This is a genomic window from Kitasatospora sp. NPDC001175 (genome assembly GCF_053598215.1).
On the sequence record NZ_JBSFJU010000009.1, the window covers coordinates 1 to 15,869 of the forward strand.

The 15,869-nt window shown below is 71.0% G+C and carries 11 protein-coding genes; 4 read left to right on the forward strand and 7 right to left on the reverse strand.

The genetic code is table 11. The features are described 5' to 3' along the window. The first annotated feature begins 317 nt into the window (after window positions 1-317). Complete coding sequence (locus ACWDAK_RS09115) at window positions 318-3,551, forward strand: S41 family peptidase (RefSeq protein WP_427394289.1); 3,234 nt, start codon at window positions 318-320, stop codon at window positions 3,549-3,551. A gap of 135 nt (window positions 3,552-3,686) precedes the next feature. On the opposite strand, the gene ACWDAK_RS09120 is transcribed toward ACWDAK_RS09115, so the two are convergent. From ACWDAK_RS09120 to ACWDAK_RS09130, 3 genes are all read right to left on the reverse strand, one after another. Then, window positions 3,687-3,917 carry a hypothetical protein gene (locus ACWDAK_RS09120; RefSeq protein ID WP_344636219.1) on the reverse strand — a complete coding sequence of 77 codons (231 nt, stop codon included), beginning with the start codon at window positions 3,915-3,917 and terminating at the stop codon, window positions 3,687-3,689. A gap of 344 nt (window positions 3,918-4,261) precedes the next feature. Beyond that, the gene (locus tag ACWDAK_RS09125; protein WP_344636220.1) at window positions 4,262-5,425 is read right to left on the reverse strand and encodes a hypothetical protein; all 1,164 of its coding nucleotides are present in this window, start codon (window positions 5,423-5,425) and stop codon (window positions 4,262-4,264) included. Between the two features lie 476 nt (window positions 5,426-5,901). After that, a complete protein-coding gene (locus tag ACWDAK_RS09130) occupies window positions 5,902-7,278 on the reverse strand; it encodes a serine hydrolase domain-containing protein (RefSeq protein WP_427394290.1) in 1,377 nt (458 codons plus the stop codon). Between the two features lie 105 nt (window positions 7,279-7,383). Here ACWDAK_RS09130 and ACWDAK_RS09135 point away from each other — a divergent pair, with 105 nt between their 5' ends. Beyond that, window positions 7,384-8,076, forward strand: a complete 693-nt coding sequence (locus ACWDAK_RS09135) for a TetR/AcrR family transcriptional regulator C-terminal domain-containing protein (protein WP_427394291.1) — start codon at window positions 7,384-7,386, stop codon at window positions 8,074-8,076. A gap of 293 nt (window positions 8,077-8,369) precedes the next feature. Here the strand turns inward: ACWDAK_RS09135 and ACWDAK_RS09140 are convergent, their stop codons facing one another. The 4 genes from ACWDAK_RS09140 to ACWDAK_RS09155 form a co-directional block, all read right to left on the reverse strand. Then, a complete protein-coding gene (locus ACWDAK_RS09140) occupies window positions 8,370-10,442 on the reverse strand; it encodes a phosphocholine-specific phospholipase C (RefSeq protein WP_427394292.1) in 2,073 nt (690 codons plus the stop codon). A gap of 165 nt (window positions 10,443-10,607) precedes the next feature. Beyond that, the gene (locus ACWDAK_RS09145) at window positions 10,608-11,264 is read right to left on the reverse strand and encodes a pentapeptide repeat-containing protein (RefSeq protein WP_344636224.1); all 657 of its coding nucleotides are present in this window, start codon (window positions 11,262-11,264) and stop codon (window positions 10,608-10,610) included. A gap of 83 nt (window positions 11,265-11,347) precedes the next feature. Then, entirely contained in the window at window positions 11,348-11,476 is a 129-nt protein-coding gene (locus ACWDAK_RS09150; protein ID WP_344636225.1) for a hypothetical protein, read from the reverse strand. Between the two features lie 366 nt (window positions 11,477-11,842). Then, on the reverse strand, window positions 11,843-13,546 hold the full coding sequence (locus ACWDAK_RS09155) for an ABC transporter family substrate-binding protein (protein WP_344636226.1): 1,704 nt from the start codon (window positions 13,544-13,546) through the stop codon (window positions 11,843-11,845). Between the two features lie 373 nt (window positions 13,547-13,919). Between ACWDAK_RS09155 and ACWDAK_RS09160 the strand changes: the two genes are divergently transcribed. Then, window positions 13,920-14,903, forward strand: a complete 984-nt coding sequence (locus ACWDAK_RS09160; protein WP_344636227.1) for an ABC transporter permease — start codon at window positions 13,920-13,922, stop codon at window positions 14,901-14,903. Between the two features lie 13 nt (window positions 14,904-14,916). Further along, window positions 14,917-15,861, forward strand: coding sequence for an ABC transporter permease (locus ACWDAK_RS09165; protein WP_344636228.1), 945 nt, complete (start codon window positions 14,917-14,919; stop codon window positions 15,859-15,861). Window positions 15,862-15,869 lie beyond the last annotated feature (8 nt).

Genomic DNA, 15,869 nt, shown 5'->3' on the forward strand with positions numbered 1-15,869 from the left:
CCTACCCGCCGCTCTCCCGATCTGAGCAGCTGACTCTTAATCAGCGGGTCCGGGGTTCGAGTCCCTGGCGGCGCACAGACAGCCGGAAGGCCCCTCGCAGCAGCGAGGGGCCTTCCGGCGTTCTCGGCGGCGGGTTCCGGTGCCGCTTGTCATGAGGCCGGGACTCCCGCCCCGACGCGCCCGGGACGGGCCGTCCCGCCTGCTTCCAACGACCTGACCGCGGCGGTCTCCTGGCGCACCGTCCACGCCGTCGGCCGACCGGAGCACGGGGAGCAGTCCCGGTTGCGGCCCGCAGCAGCCCACCGAAGCATGGAGTGGTGACCGCGCCCGGCTATCTGAGGTTTCCCCATCTGCGCGGCGGCCTGCTCACCTGCACCGCCGAGGACGACGTCTGGGCCGCCCCGCTCGCCACCGACGGTACGGTCGGCCGGGCGTGGCGGGTCAGCTGCGACCGGACCAGGGTCAGCCACCCCCGGCTCTCCCCCGACGGCTCCACCATCGCCTGGACTAGTTGGCAGACCCTCACCCCCGAGGTGTGGACCGCGCCGACCGCCGGCGGCGAGGCCGTCCGGCTCACCTACTGGGGCAGCCAGGACACCCGGGTGCGCGGCTGGCTGCCGGACGGCGAGGTTCTCGCGGTCACCTCGTACCACCAGCCGTTCAGCCACTACACCTGGGCGTACGCGCTGCCGCCGGACGGTTCGCCGGGCCGCCGGATGCCCTGGGGGCCGGTCAACGACGCCCAGGTCGGGGCCGAGCACACGGTGCTGCTGACCGCGGCCGCCCCGCACGAACCCGCCTCGTGGAAGCGCTACCGGGGCGGCGCCACCGGCCGGCTCTGGCTGGACCGCACCCAGCTGCTGCCCGACCACGAGGGGCACCTCGCCTCCCCGATGCCGGTCGGCGACCGGATCGCCTTCCTGTCGGACCACGAGGGCGTCGGCAACGTCTACTCCGTCCGTCCGGACGGCACCGACCTGCGCCGCCACACCGACCACGCCTCGTACTACGCCCGCGAGGCCACCACCGATGGAACCCGGATCATCTACCAGCACGCGGGCGATCTCTGGCTGCTGGAGAGCCTGGACGCCCCGCATCCGCACCGGCTCGACGTCCCGCTCGGCGGCTCGCGGGCCGGGCGCCGGTCGTACCAGGTCAGCGCCGCCCTGCAGGTCAAGGACCTGGTCTGCGACGCCACGGGCCGGGCCGCGGTGGTCACCGTGCGCGGCAGCCAGTACTGGCTGAGCCACCGGGACGGCCCCGCCAGGGCACTCGCCGACAGACCCGGGGTGCGGACCAGGCTTCCGGTGATGCTCGGCCACACCGGCCAGGTGGCCTGGGTGACCGACGCCGAGGGCGAGGACGCTATCGAGATCGCCGTACTGCCCGCGCCCGGCCGGTCCGAGGACGGCCCGGACGGCCCGTGGGCCGCCGCGCCCCGCCGGATCGCCGCCGGCCGGATCGGCCGGGCGCTCGAACTGGCCGCCACCCCCGACGGCCACACCCTGGCGGTGTCCGCCTCGGACGGGCGCCTGCTGCTGGTCTCGGCCGTCGACGGCGCTGTCCGCCAGGTGGCCGCCTCCTCCTACGGGCCGGTGAGCAGCCCGGCCTTCTCGCCGGACTCGCTCTGGCTGACCTGGTCGCAACCGGTGGCCGGGCGCTCGCTGCGGAGCATCAAGCTGGCCCGGGTGGATGCGCCCGAGCACGTCGTCGAGGTGACCGGCGGACGGTTCGAGGACGAGCATCCGGTGTTCACCCGGGACGGGCGGTTCCTGGTCTTCCTGTCCTGGCGCGGCTTCGACCCGGTGCACGACGTGCACACCGGGGACATGTCCTTCCCGCTCGGCTGCCGCCCCTATCTGGTGCCGTTGGCGGACGACACCCCGTCACCGTTCGCCGCGGCCGCGGAGGGACGGCCCCCGGTCGGCCTCGACCCCGGCATGGCGCGGGGCGACGGCACGGTTCGGGTGGATCCGGCCGGACTCGCCTCCCGGCTGGTGGCCTTCCCGGTGATCGCCTCCAAGTACTCGGCCACGGCGCCGGTGCGCGGCGGCGTGCTCTGGCTGCGCTGGCCGATCTCCGGTGCGCTGGGGCAGACCTTCGCCAACCCCGCCGACATCTCGGGCCGCCCGTCGCTGGAGTACTTCGACCTGGCGCACGGCGTCCGCAGCACCGTGGTGGACCGGCTGGACGGCTTCTCGGTCTCCGGCGACGGGAGCGCCGTCCTGGTGTACTCGGGCGGTTCGCTCACCCTCCACCAGCTCGGTTCGGCCGCGCCGCCGCTCTCCGTCGACCTGCGCCGCATCACGCACACCGTGCACCCCGCCGCCGAGTGGCGGCAGTCGTACCGGGAGGCGGCCAGGATCGTCCGCGACCAGTTCTGGGACGCCGACATGTGCGGCCTGGACTGGCCCGAACTGATCGCCCAGTACGAGCCGCTACTCGAACGCATCGCCAGTCCGGACGACTTCGCCGACGTGCTCCGCGAGCTCCTCGGCGAGCTGGGCACCTCGCACGCGTACGTCACCCCGTCCCGGCGCGGCGAGGGTCCGGCGCCGGTCCAACAGCCGTTCGGCCTGCTGGGCGCCAACGTCCATCGGACACCGGACGGGCGGTGGGTGGTGGACCGGATCCTGCCCGGCGAGTCCTCCGATCCCCGGGCGCGCGCCCCGCTGGCCGGGTTCGGTCTGCGCGACGGCGACGAGCTGCTGGCCGTCGACGGGCGGCCGCCCGACCCGGTGCGCGGGGTGGGGCCGCTGCTGGCCGGCACCGGAGGCAGCAGCGTCGAACTCACCTTCCGCAGCGGGCCGCAGAAGCGGGTACGGCGGATCGCGGTGACCCCGCTGACGGACGAGCGGCCGATCCGCTACCAGGACTGGGTGATCAAACGCCGTTACCTGGTGCGGGAGTTCAGCGACGGCCGGTGCGGCTATCTGCACATCCCGGACCTCGGCGGCTCCGGCTGGGCCCAGTTCAACCGCGACCTGCGCCGTGAACTCGACCGCCCGGCGGTCGTGTTGGACGTCCGGGGGAACGCCGGCGGGAACGTCTCCGAGCTCGTCCTGGAGAAGCTCAGGCGCCGGGTGATGGCCTGGGACTTCAGCCGGGGCAGGGAGCCGGTCCGCTGGCCCAGGGACGCGATGCGCGGCCCGATGGTGGCACTCGCGGACCACGCCACCAGCTCGGACGGGGACGTCATCATCACCGCCATCAAGCTGCTCGGGCTGGGCGCGGTGGTCGGCACCCGCACCTGGGGCGGGGTGGTCGGGATGACCGGCCGGCATGTGCTCGGCGACGGGACCGCGATCTCGGTGCCCAAGAACGCGTCCTACTTCCTCGGGGGCATCGGCTTCTCGGTGGAGAACTACGGGGTCGACCCGGACGTCCAGGTGCTGCGCTCCCCGCACGACTGGGCCAGGGGCGAGCACACCGAGCTGGTCACCGCGGTCCGGATGGCGATGGACCTGCTGGAGGACCACCCCGCCACCGTGCCGCCGCCGCCCGACGTACCGCGACCGGACCTGCGGCGCCCGCCGCTGCCGCCGCGCTGAGCCCCGACCGGGCCGAGGGCTTGGCGCCAGAAGGGGCATGGCACAGCGGGGCGCGCCCTGTCCGGTCGGGTGCGCCCCGCTGTGCGCTGGTTGGCCGATGGGACAGATCGGTCCCACCGGTCGGTCCTGGGTCGATCAGTCCCAGGGGTCGCCCTCGGAGGTCATGTCCGAGGCGCGCCTCTCGTCCTGCTCCTTGAGCTCCGCCGCCCGCTGGGCCTCCTCGCGGGCCCGCTCGGTCTCGGCGCTGTAGGCATCGGAGGCCTCGTCGTGGGCGAGAGCCTCACGCTCGTGGGCGAGGGCGGCGCGCTCCTGCTGGCTCTCGTGGTGCTGGTGGGCCTTGCCACGCAGCCTGTCCAAGATGCCCATGTCTCCTCCTCGGGTCCTGATCGGACGATGGGCCTCCCTCACTGTCACACTACGCCGCCGGGTATGCCACCGGTGCGGCCCCGGCTCCGCGCCGCTCCGGGCGGTGGCAAGGGATCCGGCCACTGCGGCGCCACGGCCGCAGGGGCGCGGGGCGGGGCACTCGGGCGGGCGGCCGTCCGGGGTGTCAGCAGGGTGCCGAAGGTACGGGGGATCGGGCCGCCCTCGCCAGGGTCGATCGCACCGACGGCAGGGCCGATGGCAGCCGGGGACGGGATTCGATGGCGCCACCCGGGCGGGCGGCCCACCGCGCGGTGCTCGGCGCGCCTCCCATGACTGGTGACTGCTCAGGATCGTGCGAGCTTGAGCTCCCAGGTCCCCGGGGTCCTCACCACCAGCAGACCCGGCCCGTCCACGGACTCCGTACGACGGAAGGTCCCCAGGCCGTGGGCAACCATGCGGCCCGCGTCCCCGGACCAGTCGATCTCCACACCGCCCTCGACATCGGACTCGTCGACGAACCGGACCTCTCCGTTCTCCCCGGGCTGCCTCAGGTGCGCGGTGAGGCGCAGGCTGCCGGACTCGGGGCACAGCAGCACCTCAGGGCCCTGGCCGCGCAGGCTCCCGGTCAGCGGGCGAGCGTCGCGGAGCGGGCGGAATCGCAGCGACCACTGGCACTTGGGCTCGGTCTCGATCCGGACGTGCGTCCGCTCAGCCGGCACCAGCTCCCGACCCCGGTAGGGGTCCGAATCGCTGAAGAATCGCTCCTCCGTGGTCTTCGCCCCGGACCGCGTGATCAGGGCCAGCTTCTTGTAGTCGGCGCCCTCGCACACCAGGTCTAGCAGGGCGGCCTTCCCCGGCACCGGCCGGTCGATCACGATCTCGGCCGGTCCCCGCCCCTCGTAGTAGAAGCGATCGGGGGTGAGCCCCGGCCGCAGGTCCCACTCGGACTTCGCGAGTTCCTCCGGCGTGATCAGCTCCAACGGCACCGGCCGACCGGCGAGGAGGGCTTCGAGGCGCAGCACTGCCACCCGGCCGGTCCCGACGGCGCCCAGCACCCGCTTGAGCCTCTCCCGCTCCAGCCCCCGGGCCGCCTCCACCGCCCGCTCAAGCGCGGCCTCCGCCTTGCGGTACTCGGCGAGTACGGCGGGGTCGGGCGTCGCCGCCCCCGTGTCGACCGGAAGTGCGGCCAGTTGGTCGCGGAACTCGCCGATCACGGCTTCCGCGTCGCGGAGTTCCTGGCGACGGACCATCAACTCGTCGAGCGAGGAACGGCCTTGTTGCAGGATCGAGGCGATGGACTGCTGCCGACCGGACGCACCGGCATCATCCCGGACCCGCACGGCGGCTTTGAGCGCCGCCTCGGCCTTGCGACGCGCGGCGAGTTCGGCCGGGTCGGCATCGGCCGTGAGCGGGTTGGCCAGCACGAGGTCCAGGTCCACGCTCAGCGCGTCGATCTCCAGCCGCAACTCCTCGGCGAGGCCGCTCGTGGCGCGTCGGCCCTGTCTCACCGGAGCCGGCGCCTTCACAGGATCTGGTGCCGACGGCTGCACCGCGGTGGCGAAGTCGCCATCCGCCGCCGCATGCCCTTCTGGCCGGGAGACACGTTTCGTGCCGACCACGAACCCCGCCACGGAACCGGCCGCAAGGAGCAGGCCGATGACTATTCCGCCGATGAAAGAGCCGAGCAACGTTCCCCCAAGGTTGCAGCGCCGCAAACCCACGAGATCGGCCGGAGCCCACAGGAGCGGACGATGACGACGCGACCTCGCGCTGGTCGACGATCCCACGGATCCGATCAGCTCGGGACCAAAAAACCCGCAGACCGGCCCGCCGAGGCGGCGATCGCCCTCCGACCCCGCGGAACGGGCGAGGCCCCGAAAGCACTCGCTCTCCGCGCGACCACCCGTGCGGCGCGTCAGGCCGCCACGGCAAGCCGGCGAGGCGTCAGGGGCGGCCCGCTCCGGACCGCCCTCCACCCGTCTCGTCAGGATGCGTCCGGGACCCGGCCGAAGAGCCGGCCTGCGAGGTCGACGCCCACGACGGCGCCGCTCTCGTCGCGGGTGAAGAAGCCGCGCTGTCCCTTCAGACCGCCCCCGGTGAGGATGTACTCGTCGCCGTCACCGGGCAGGAAGCCCATGGCGGCCGCCGGGTAGTCCGGGGGCATGTCGGCGTCCGACGCCTCGCGGATCTCCGGCTTGATCCCGACCGCCAGCGTGAGCCGGTGGCCGTCGGCGGCGATGTCGAGGTTCATGGCGTCGATCTCGTAGCGCCCGACGACCTCCCGCGCCCGCGCCTCGTCGTGGGGAACCGGCTCCGGCTCCTGTTCGACCACGCCGAGGTAGTGCTCGAGCGCCCAGCGAGCCACGGCCTGGTTGAAGAGGTAGCCGTCCGGGCCGGCGTTGGCCAGGGAGACCACCGCGAAGTCCCGTTCGGGCACGATGAGCAGCTCGGCGAACTGGCCGTTGCCCGAGCCGCCGTGCCCGATCGTGTGGACACCGTCCACCTCGCGCAGGAACCAGCAGATGCCGAAACCGTCACCGAGCGAACTGGCACGCAGCTCGACCGTCCGGTCCCGCATGCGGCGCAGCGCCTCGGCGGAGAGGACGCCGTCCCCGCTGCCGAGATGGAACCGGGCCCAGCTCAGCAGGTCGCTCACCGAGGAGACGATGCCCCCGCCGGGGTTGTTGCCGCGTTCGCCGGCGCGCCACGACTTCCACGGCTGCGCGGGTCGCATTGTCCCGTCCTCGCCGCGGTTGTACCCCACGGCGAACCGCCGGACCATGACCTCGTCCAGGTCGAAGAAGGTGTTGGACAGCCCCAACGGCTCCAGGACCAGCGCGGCCACGGCCTTCTCGTAGGTCAGGCCGGTGACCTTCTCGATGATCCGCCCGGCCAGGTTGTAGCCGGCCTGGCTGTACGAGGCCCGGGCACCGGGCTGCGCGATCATGTCCAGCTCGGCCAGCTTCGCCACGAAGGCGGCCAGGGACCCGTCCCCCTCGTCGGCGTCGACCAGGTTCCAGTCCAGCCCTGCGGTGTGGTTGAGCAGGTTCAACACGGTGATCTCCGCCGCGGCCCGCTCGTCGGCGAGTTCGAGCTCGGGAACGTACCGGCGCACCGGCGCGTCCAGCTCCACCCTTCCTTCTTCGACCAGGCGCATCAGCGCGGTCGCGGTGAAGGTCTTCGTCGTCGAGGCGATGTGGAACAGCGTCCCCTCGTCGACCGGCAGCGGATTGTCGAGGCTCGTCACGCCGTGGGACGCACGGATCTCCCGGCCGCCCACCAGCACCCCGACGGACACGCCCGGGATGCCGAACTCCCCGGCCGTCGCTTCGACGAACTCCGACAGCTTCTCCTGCGACATCGTTTCCCCCTCGGAGACTTGAACTAAGTACAGCTCCGACCTTAGGGGCACTATTGAACTAAGTGCAAGTATCTGGCTGAACTTAGTTCAACTAAGCTGGCGGTCATGCCACGAGACACCCTGACCGCAGACCAGATCGTCCGTGCCGCCATCGAGTTGCTGGACGACGAGGGACTGGACGGCCTCAACATGCGCAGCCTGGGCAAACGGCTCGGCTCGGCCGCCACGGCGATCTACTGGCACATCAAGACCAAGGACGACCTGGTCCGGCTGGCCGGCGACGCGATCTGGGACGAGGTGGAACTGCCGGATCTCGCCACCACCGACTGGCGGACGGCGGCCACGGCCATGGCCACCGGCATGCACGCGATGCTCACCCGGCACCCGTGGCTCGGGCAGGCGTTCGGCAGCCATCTGCACTACGGCCCCGGCAAGGCCCGCCACGACGACCACAGCCTCGCCGTCTACGAGAAGGCGGGATTCACCGCCGCCGACGCGGACCGGGCGGCCGCCACGGTGTTCATCTACGTGCTCGGCAGCGCCCTCGCCCCCGCCGCGCAGGTCTCACTGACCCGGCGGCTGGGCAAGAACGGCGGCGACGTCGAACAACTGCTGACCGACACCATGACGCGGGCCACCGAGATCGCCATGCGGTTCCCGCGGCTGCGCGAGCGCCTCGACACCACCGCCGCCACCGACTACTCCGCAGCACCCGACAGCAGCTTCGAGTTCGGCCTCCAGGCCATCCTCGACGGCTTCGAGGCCCGCCTCGCCGCCGGGCGGCGCAGCAGCGAGTGAACGGCGGCGGCAGGCCCGACGGCCTCCGAGGCTTGTGACTTCAGGAACCACCCGTATGGCGCGTCAGACTGCGAGGGCTCGCCCTGTACGAGTCGTGGGGCTACCGGGCCATCAACCGGACGCAGCCGAGCCCGGACGCGCCGCCGCTGATCGCCATGCTGCGCCGCTGCAGGCCCTGACCGTCGCATCCACCCGCCGCTTCGCCCCCCGCGCCCGCGACCGGCAGCCGCACCGACTCCGGCCCCCGCCCCGCGAGTTCGCGGGACAGGGGCCGGAGTCGGGCAGTGGTCGGCTCAGCCGGAGACGCTCGGGCCGCCGGTCTCCAGGTGGCCCGTGAAGCGCTGGGACCAGGTGGAGTCGGAGCTGACGGTGACGGTGAAGTCGTACCAGCCGTTGGTGTAGGCGACGGCGTTGAAGTAGTCGCTGGTGCTGCCGCCGGGCTGGACGGTGTAGGTCCAGGGGCCGTCGGTGCGGTAGGCGTTGGAAGCGATGGTGAAGGTGACCGGGGCGCTGTCCGCGTTGTCGAGCCTGAACCAGACGGCGAGCCGGCCGGTGTCGGGGGCGGGCGCGTACGAGGCGGTGACGGTGACCGACTTGCCGGGCTTGGTGGCGTCGCCCTGGAAGCGGCGCAGGAAGCGGTTGGGGCCGATGACGCTGAGGTCGTACGCGCCGTTGCCGAAGTTGGTGCCGCAGTTGAAGAAGTCGCTGGTGTTGCCGCCCGGGTCGACGGTGTACTGCCACGGGCCGCCGCTGCGGTAGGCGTTGGCGTAGGCCGCGAAGTGCGCCGAGGTGGCGCCCGGGGCGCCCTCGTTGGCCATCTTCAGCCAGACCTTCATCACACCGCCGGAGCCGAACTCCAGGTGGTCGAGGTTGGCACCCGGCTGGTAGGGCAGGGCGCGGGCCGGGCGGGTGCCGGGCTCCTGGGCGGGGAGCGCGTTGTTGCTCGGCGAGGGGTTGAACTGCGGGCCGCAGGTGGCCAGGCCGATGGTCTGCGAGGTGTCCGGCAGCGAGGGCATCCCGTACACCGGGTTGGCGAAGTCGAAGACGCCGGTGAGGTCGCCGCAGACCTTGCGGCGCCAGTCGCTGATGTTGACGCAGCCGGCGGGCGAGCCGATGGCAGCCGTCCAGACCTCCAGGAAGCGCAGCACCGAGGTGTGGTCGAAGATCTCGGAGTTGACCCAGCCGCCGCGGCTCCAGGGCGAGATGGCTATCAGTGGGACCCGGAAGCCGAGGCCGATGTTGGTGCCGTTGTAGAACTCGCCGGGGGTGCCGGCCGGGGCGACCGGCGGCGGGACGTGGTCGAAGAAGCCGTCGTTCTCGTCGTAGTTGAGCAGCAGGATGGTGGAGTTGAAGACGTCCGGGTCCGCGTTCAGCGCGTCCATCACCATGTGCACGAAGTGCGCGCCGTCCTCGGGGGTGGCGTACGGGTGCTCGGAGGACTGCTGGTCGGCGACGATCCAGGAGACCTGCGGGAGGGCGCCGGCCAGCACGTCGGCCCTGATCGCGGCGGCGATGTCGTCCGGGGTCCTGCCGGTGACCTTGGGAACGGAGCCCATGCCCTTGACCGCCAGCGCGCTGCCGGCCGGGGCGCTCGCGAACTGGTTGAAGTACGCGAGGGCGTTGTCACCGAAGTTGTCGGCGGCGTTCTGGTAGACCTTCCAGCTCACCCCGGCGTTCTCCAGCGCCTCGGCGTAGGTCTGCCAGTGGAGCCCCTTCTCGTCGCCGCCGTCGTACGCCGGGCCGCCGGCGGTGCCCGCCGGGTCGATCATGCCGCTCCAGTGGTAGGTGCGGTTGGGACCGGTGGCGCTGAGGATCGAGCAGTGGTAGGCGTCGCAGACGGTCCAGTTGTCGGCCAGCGCGTAGTGGAAGGGTATGTCGGAGCGCTGCAGGTGGCCCAGGGTGCGGTCGGTCCACTTGGCGGACACCCAGGAGTCCATCTTGCCGCCGTTCCACGCCTTGTGCTGGTCGGACCAGGAGTGCGCGAGGTCGCCGTTGCACTGGGCCTTGATCTCCGCGCCGGAGGTGGCACCGGAGTCGGCGGCGTTGAAGGCCCACGGGTACTGGCGGGAGAACAGGCCGTTGGGCTGGTTGAAGACGCTGTAGCCGCCGGCGATCTGGATGGCGCTGCGGTCGGCGAAGCCGCGGACGCCCTTGAGTGTGCCGAAGTAGTGGTCGAAGCTGCGGTTCTCCTGCATCAGGATCACGATGTGCCGGGCGTCGGTGATCGTGCCGGTGGTGCTCAGGCCGGCACCGGTGGCCGCCGCAGCGGACGGCGCGTCGGCACCGGCCACCGTTCCGGCGACCGCCGCACTCGCCGCCGCACTGGCGGACAGCGACATGAACTTCCTACGACTCAGCTCAGCCATCTGGGGCCGACCGTCCCTTCAGTCTCGATGTTGTGCACACACGTTGTGTCCACGCCACCGATCGTGCAGCATATCTGCGCAGGTCCGGGGGCCCATGGCCGTGCAGCAAGGATTGTCGGACTGTTCAGCCTCGCTTCGCCCGGCTGAGCAGAAGTGAACGGGTTGTCAGCGGTCCTTGACGGTGATGCCCAGCGCCTGAGCGAACTGCGGAGCCAGTTCGAAGAGCTGGGTCGTGGAGATGAGCGCTCCGCGCAGCCCGTCCGGTCCGTCCGCGAGGCCGAGCCGGACGGCGCCGCGCAGGTCCACCTGGCGCAGCTGCGCGCTGCCGAACCGGACCTCCTCCAGGGTGCTGCCGGGGAACGAGACGTCGGTCAGCCTGGCCTCGCCGAAGTCCACGTCGCGCAGCAGGCAGTCCTCGAAGAGGACGTCGCGCAGCACGGCACCACGCAGGTTGACCGACTCCAGCTTGCAGCGGCGGAAGACCACCCGGCGCAGCGCGGAGCCGTACGCCGAAACGCCCGCGAGCACCGTGCCGAGCAATTCGCTGTCCTGCCACTCGCTCTCGGGCACCGCGACCGCGACCCAGCGGCTTCCCTGCACCCAGACCTCGTTGAAGCCGGCCTGGCGGAACTTGACGCCACTGAACTCGACGCCGGTGAAGGCGCACTCCAGGAAGCTCGCGCCGCCCGCGGCCTGGTCCTGGTAGCAGCCGCCGTCGAAGTGGACGGTGTCGTAGCGCTCGTCCCCGCGGAGCGGACCCGTGTGCGGGCGGAGCAGGTGACCGTACGGCAGGTCGGAGAGCTGTTCGTAGGCGGAGGGCATGGCTTCTCTTCTCCTCGGGACGACGGAACGGGCCATGCTCGCACGACCCGCCGACAAAGCACCCGAAGCGCGGCGCGCAGGCCTCAGCGGCCCCGCCGTGCACTGAGGGTGATCCCCGCGGCCACCGCGGCGGCGGTGACCAGCCCGGCCGCGAGGACCCCGCTGCTGCCCGCGAGGGTGCACAGCAGCGTGGCCGGCGCGGCGGCGGGCACCCCGGAACGGGCGGCGGACGCACCGCTGCGGCACGCCGTACGGGCTACTTCCAGCCGTTTTGCCCTGGTGTCAGCGACAGTTGACGGCGCAGTGCGCGAACCGGGTGACAGCCCGCCGGCTCCCGGGCGTGCCCTGTGGAAGCTGCCCGGTCGACTCCGGGCCGCCGGATAGATTCCCTCCCAACGTTGGAACGAGAAGACGACACGGGCGGTCTGCGAGCAACGCGGAAGGTCAAGGCCGATGGCGGGACTTGGAGGCGGAGCCACCGCCCTCCCGTGTCCGTACCATCGGCCTCGTGATCACCGCGCTGCTCGCCAGCTCCGCCTGCCGTTCGTCATGCCCTCGACCGGCCCGGCGGCTCCGGATCACTTCAACCAGCCGATCTTGGTGATGTCGGAGTTGGCGAGGCTGCTGGCCCCTTCGTTGGCCAGGTCCTTGCGGACGGCCAGGATGCTGGGCCGCTGGTAGATCTCGATGGTGTGCCCGAGCTCCCAGATCTTGGCGTCGGCCTCGTTGTAGAGCTTGTCGGCCTCGGCCTTGTCCAGGGTGGCGGCGGCCTTCTTCAGCAGCGAGTCGATCTCGGGGGTGCTGAGCTTGGAGTAGTTGCCGAACACGTTGTCGCCCTCGGGCGCCCGGAAGTTGGTGACACCCTGGGAGAGCGGGAAGGAGTCGGTGTTCCGCCAGCTGGCCAGGTCGAACTTGCCCTGGTCGACGTACTTGGCGAAGTACTCCTTGCTGGACACCTTGTCGATGTCCATCTTGATCCCCACCTGCTGCAGCATGTTCTGCACCGCGGAGACCATGTCCGACTGCTGCTGGGTGCTGCCGTCGCTGACCACGAAGTGCAGCTCCAGCGACTGGCCGTCCTTGGTGCGCGGCGCTCCGGCCGCGCCCTCCTTCCAACCCGCCTTGTCCAGCAGCTGCTTGGCGACGTCCGGCGAGTACGCGGCCCAGTCGCCCGAGTTGTTCCGGTAGCCGGCCTGGTTGAGCATGTAGAGGTGGTTGTCCAGTTTCTTGAACTGGATCGGCATGCCCTGGTTGACCACCTTGATCAGCGCGTCGCGGTCGATCGCCCGGCCGATCGCCTGACGGACCGTCTGGTCGGCCAGCGCGCCGTTGCCGCCGAAGGAGATGTGCACCTCGTCCCACGGGGTGCCGGTGCTGATCCGGGTGCCCTTGGCGTCCTTGAGCTGGTTGTACGCGGTCGAGGTGCTCGCCGGGGCCTCGTCGATCTCGTTGTTGAGGTAGGCCTGGGTCATCGCGGGGTAGTCCATCGCCCGATAGGTGATCTTGTCCAGCTTGGCCGGGGTGCCCCACCAGTCGGGGTTGCGCACCAGGGTGACGGTCTGGGCGCTCTTGTCGATGCTGCCGATCTTCATCGGCCCGCCGAACACGGCGACCTTCTCGACCGAGCCGGTGTTGAACACGTCCGCGGTGGCCAGCATGGAGGCCGGCACCAGCGGGTTGAACAGGTTCTGCCAGTCCGCGTACGGGGTGCTGAAGGTGACCTTGACCTCCTGGTCGTCCGCACCCCTCTCCACACCGGAGATCTGGTCGTAGCCGGAGGAGTCCGCGATGTTGTAGCCCTGGGCTTTGCCGTTGGTGGACTGCCAGACCGCCTTGAAGTCCTGGTAGGAGATCGGCTTTCCGTCGGACCACTTGGCCTTGGGGTTGATCTTGTACGTCACCACCTGCGGTGAGGTGGAGGTGAGTTCGGCCGAGGCCAGGTACTCCGGCACCGGGTGGAAGACGCCCTTGGCGTCGGTGCGGAAGATCTTCGCCTCGACGTAGCCCATGATGTCGACCGCGTCGCCGTAGCGGCCGTCCACCTGGTACGGGTTCCACTGGGTGATCCACTGCGGCAGGGCCACCCGCAGCTCGCCACCGTCCTTGATCTTGTCCAGCGGCTGGGCGTTGATGTCGTCGGCGTCCTGGACGGGGGCGACCGTCTTGGCCACATCACCGGTGGAGCCCGAGCCACCGGAGCTGCAGCCGGTGACGGTCAGCGCCAGGGCGATCGCGGCGACGGCGGCCCGACCGAGGCCGCGGGCAGTGGTGGATGCGTCCATGAGGGGCTCCCCCGGAGAGTCTTCGAATGATTGGGCGCGGCCGGGCATGGCAAGCCTTGAAGGTGAGCAGCCAACTCGGGCGTCCAGTGAGGAGGAACGTAACAGGCGATCAACTCGGCCACCAGAGGCGCGCGTTGGCGACTGATCGAATCGCAACGGGCCGAAACACTGCCGCAATACTCCGTAAGCACCGGCCTGCAAGACTCTGACCTGCGACTTCCCCCGCCGGGCCGAAGCCGCGGGCGCCGCACCCCCTGGACGACCGACCGCATCTGTCGTACAACTGCTGCGCGAACGTGCGTCAAGTACCCGCTCACCGAAGGCCATTGATCATGTCCAGCAGGCTCCCGAACAGCTCCCCCGGTGGTGGGCGGTGATCCGCTACCTGGTCAAGCGCCTGGGGTACTACGTCGTCCTGCTGGTCGTCGCGGTCTTCCTGGCGTACGCGCTCTCCAGCACCGCGCTCGGCCCCAGGGCGTACTTCGAGGCCAAGCAGCCCCGCCCGTCCACCGCCTCGGTGGACCGGCAGTTGACGGAGCTGAACATCAACGACCACACCCCGGTGGTGGAACGTTTCAGCACCTGGGCGGGCGATCTGGTGCTGCGCGCCGACCTCGGCCGGACCATCCACAACACCTCGGTCAACGCCGAGTTCGGGCGCCGGATCCTGGTGTCGCTGCGGCTGCTGCTGATCGGCAGCCTGCTCGGGATGCTGCTCGGCGTGGCGGGCGGCGCCTGGAGCGCGATCCGCCAGTACCGGATCTCCGACCGGGCACTGACCCTGTTCTCCTTCGTGCTGCTCTCCACCCCGGTCTTCCTGGTGGCCCTGCTGCTGAAGAACGGCGCCATCGCCGCCAAGGACGCACTCGGCCACGAGGTCGTCCCGTTCACCGGGTACGAGACCCCCGGGCTGGCCGGCGGGATCGGGGCCCATCTCGGCGACTGGGCGCTGCACCTGCTGCTACCCACGCTCTCGCTGGCCCTCGGCGGGCTGGCGATGTACAGCCGCTACCAGCGCGGCACCATGCTCGACGTGCTCGGCTCCGACTACCTGCGCACCGCCGAGGCCAAGGGCCTGACCCGCAGCCGGGCACTGCTCAAGCACGGGCTGCGCACCGCGATCATCCCGATGTCGACCATGTTCGCCTACAGCTTCCTGGGCATCTTCACCGGCGCGACCTTCACCGAGACCATCTTCGGCTGGCACGGCATGGGCGAGTGGTTCATCCAGGCGATCAACGAGCAGGACGTCAACTCGGTGGTCGCGGTCAACCTGTTCGCCGCCGTGGTGGTGCTGGCCTCGGGCTTCCTCGCGGACCTGCTGCACGCCGCGCTCGACCCGCGCGTACGGCCCTGAGGAGCCGATCGACATGACCGCCGTCTTCGCCGACAACCCTCCCCTCCAGGTACCCGAGGAGGCCGCTCCCGCCGGCCGGCTCAGACTCGTCCTGGGCCGGATGCTGGCCGCACGCGGGGTGCTGGTCGGCTGCGCCATCGTGCTGCTGCTCTTCCTGCTCGCCTTCGGCGGCCCGTACCTGACGCCCTGGAACTACGCCACCCCCGACTACCTGGCGATCCGCCAACCGCCGTCCGGACAGCACTGGTTCGGCACCAACGGCCTCGGCCAGGACGTCTTCGCGCAGACCGTGCGCGGCCTGCAGAAGTCACTGATCATCGGCCTGCTGGTGGCGCTCTGCTCCACCGGGCTGGCCTCGCTGGTCGGCGCCTGCGCCGGCTACTTCGGCGGCTGGACCGACCGCGCGCTCACCTTCGTGGTCGACCTGATGCTGGTCTTCCCCAGCTTCCTGATCATCACCATCGTCTCGCCAAAGCTTCGCGGAGCCGGCTGGATCGCCTTCGTCGCGCTGCTGGCCGCCTTCAACTGGATGATCACCGCCCGGGTGGTCCGCTCGATGACCCGCTCGCTGGGCGAGCGGGAGTTCGTCCGGGCGGCCCAGTTCATGGGGGTCAAGCCGCTGCGGATCATCCTGCGGCACATCCTGCCGAACGTCGCCTCCTTCCTGATCACCGACGCCACCATCGCGGTCGGCGGCGCAGTGATGAGCGAGACCGCGCTCTCCTACTTCGGCTTCGGCGTCCGCGCCCCGGACGTCTCGCTCGGCACCCTGCTCGCCGCCGGAACCGACCAGGCACCCGTCTACCCCTGGCTGTTCTACTTCGCCGCCGGGCTGCTGGTGCTCTTCGTCCTGGCGATCAACCTGATCGGGGACGGGCTGCGCGATGCCCTGGACCCGACCTCGGAAGGGGCCCGCGAGCCCCGCAAGTCCCGTCGCACCCCCCGGAGCAGCAAGTGAAGGCGGCC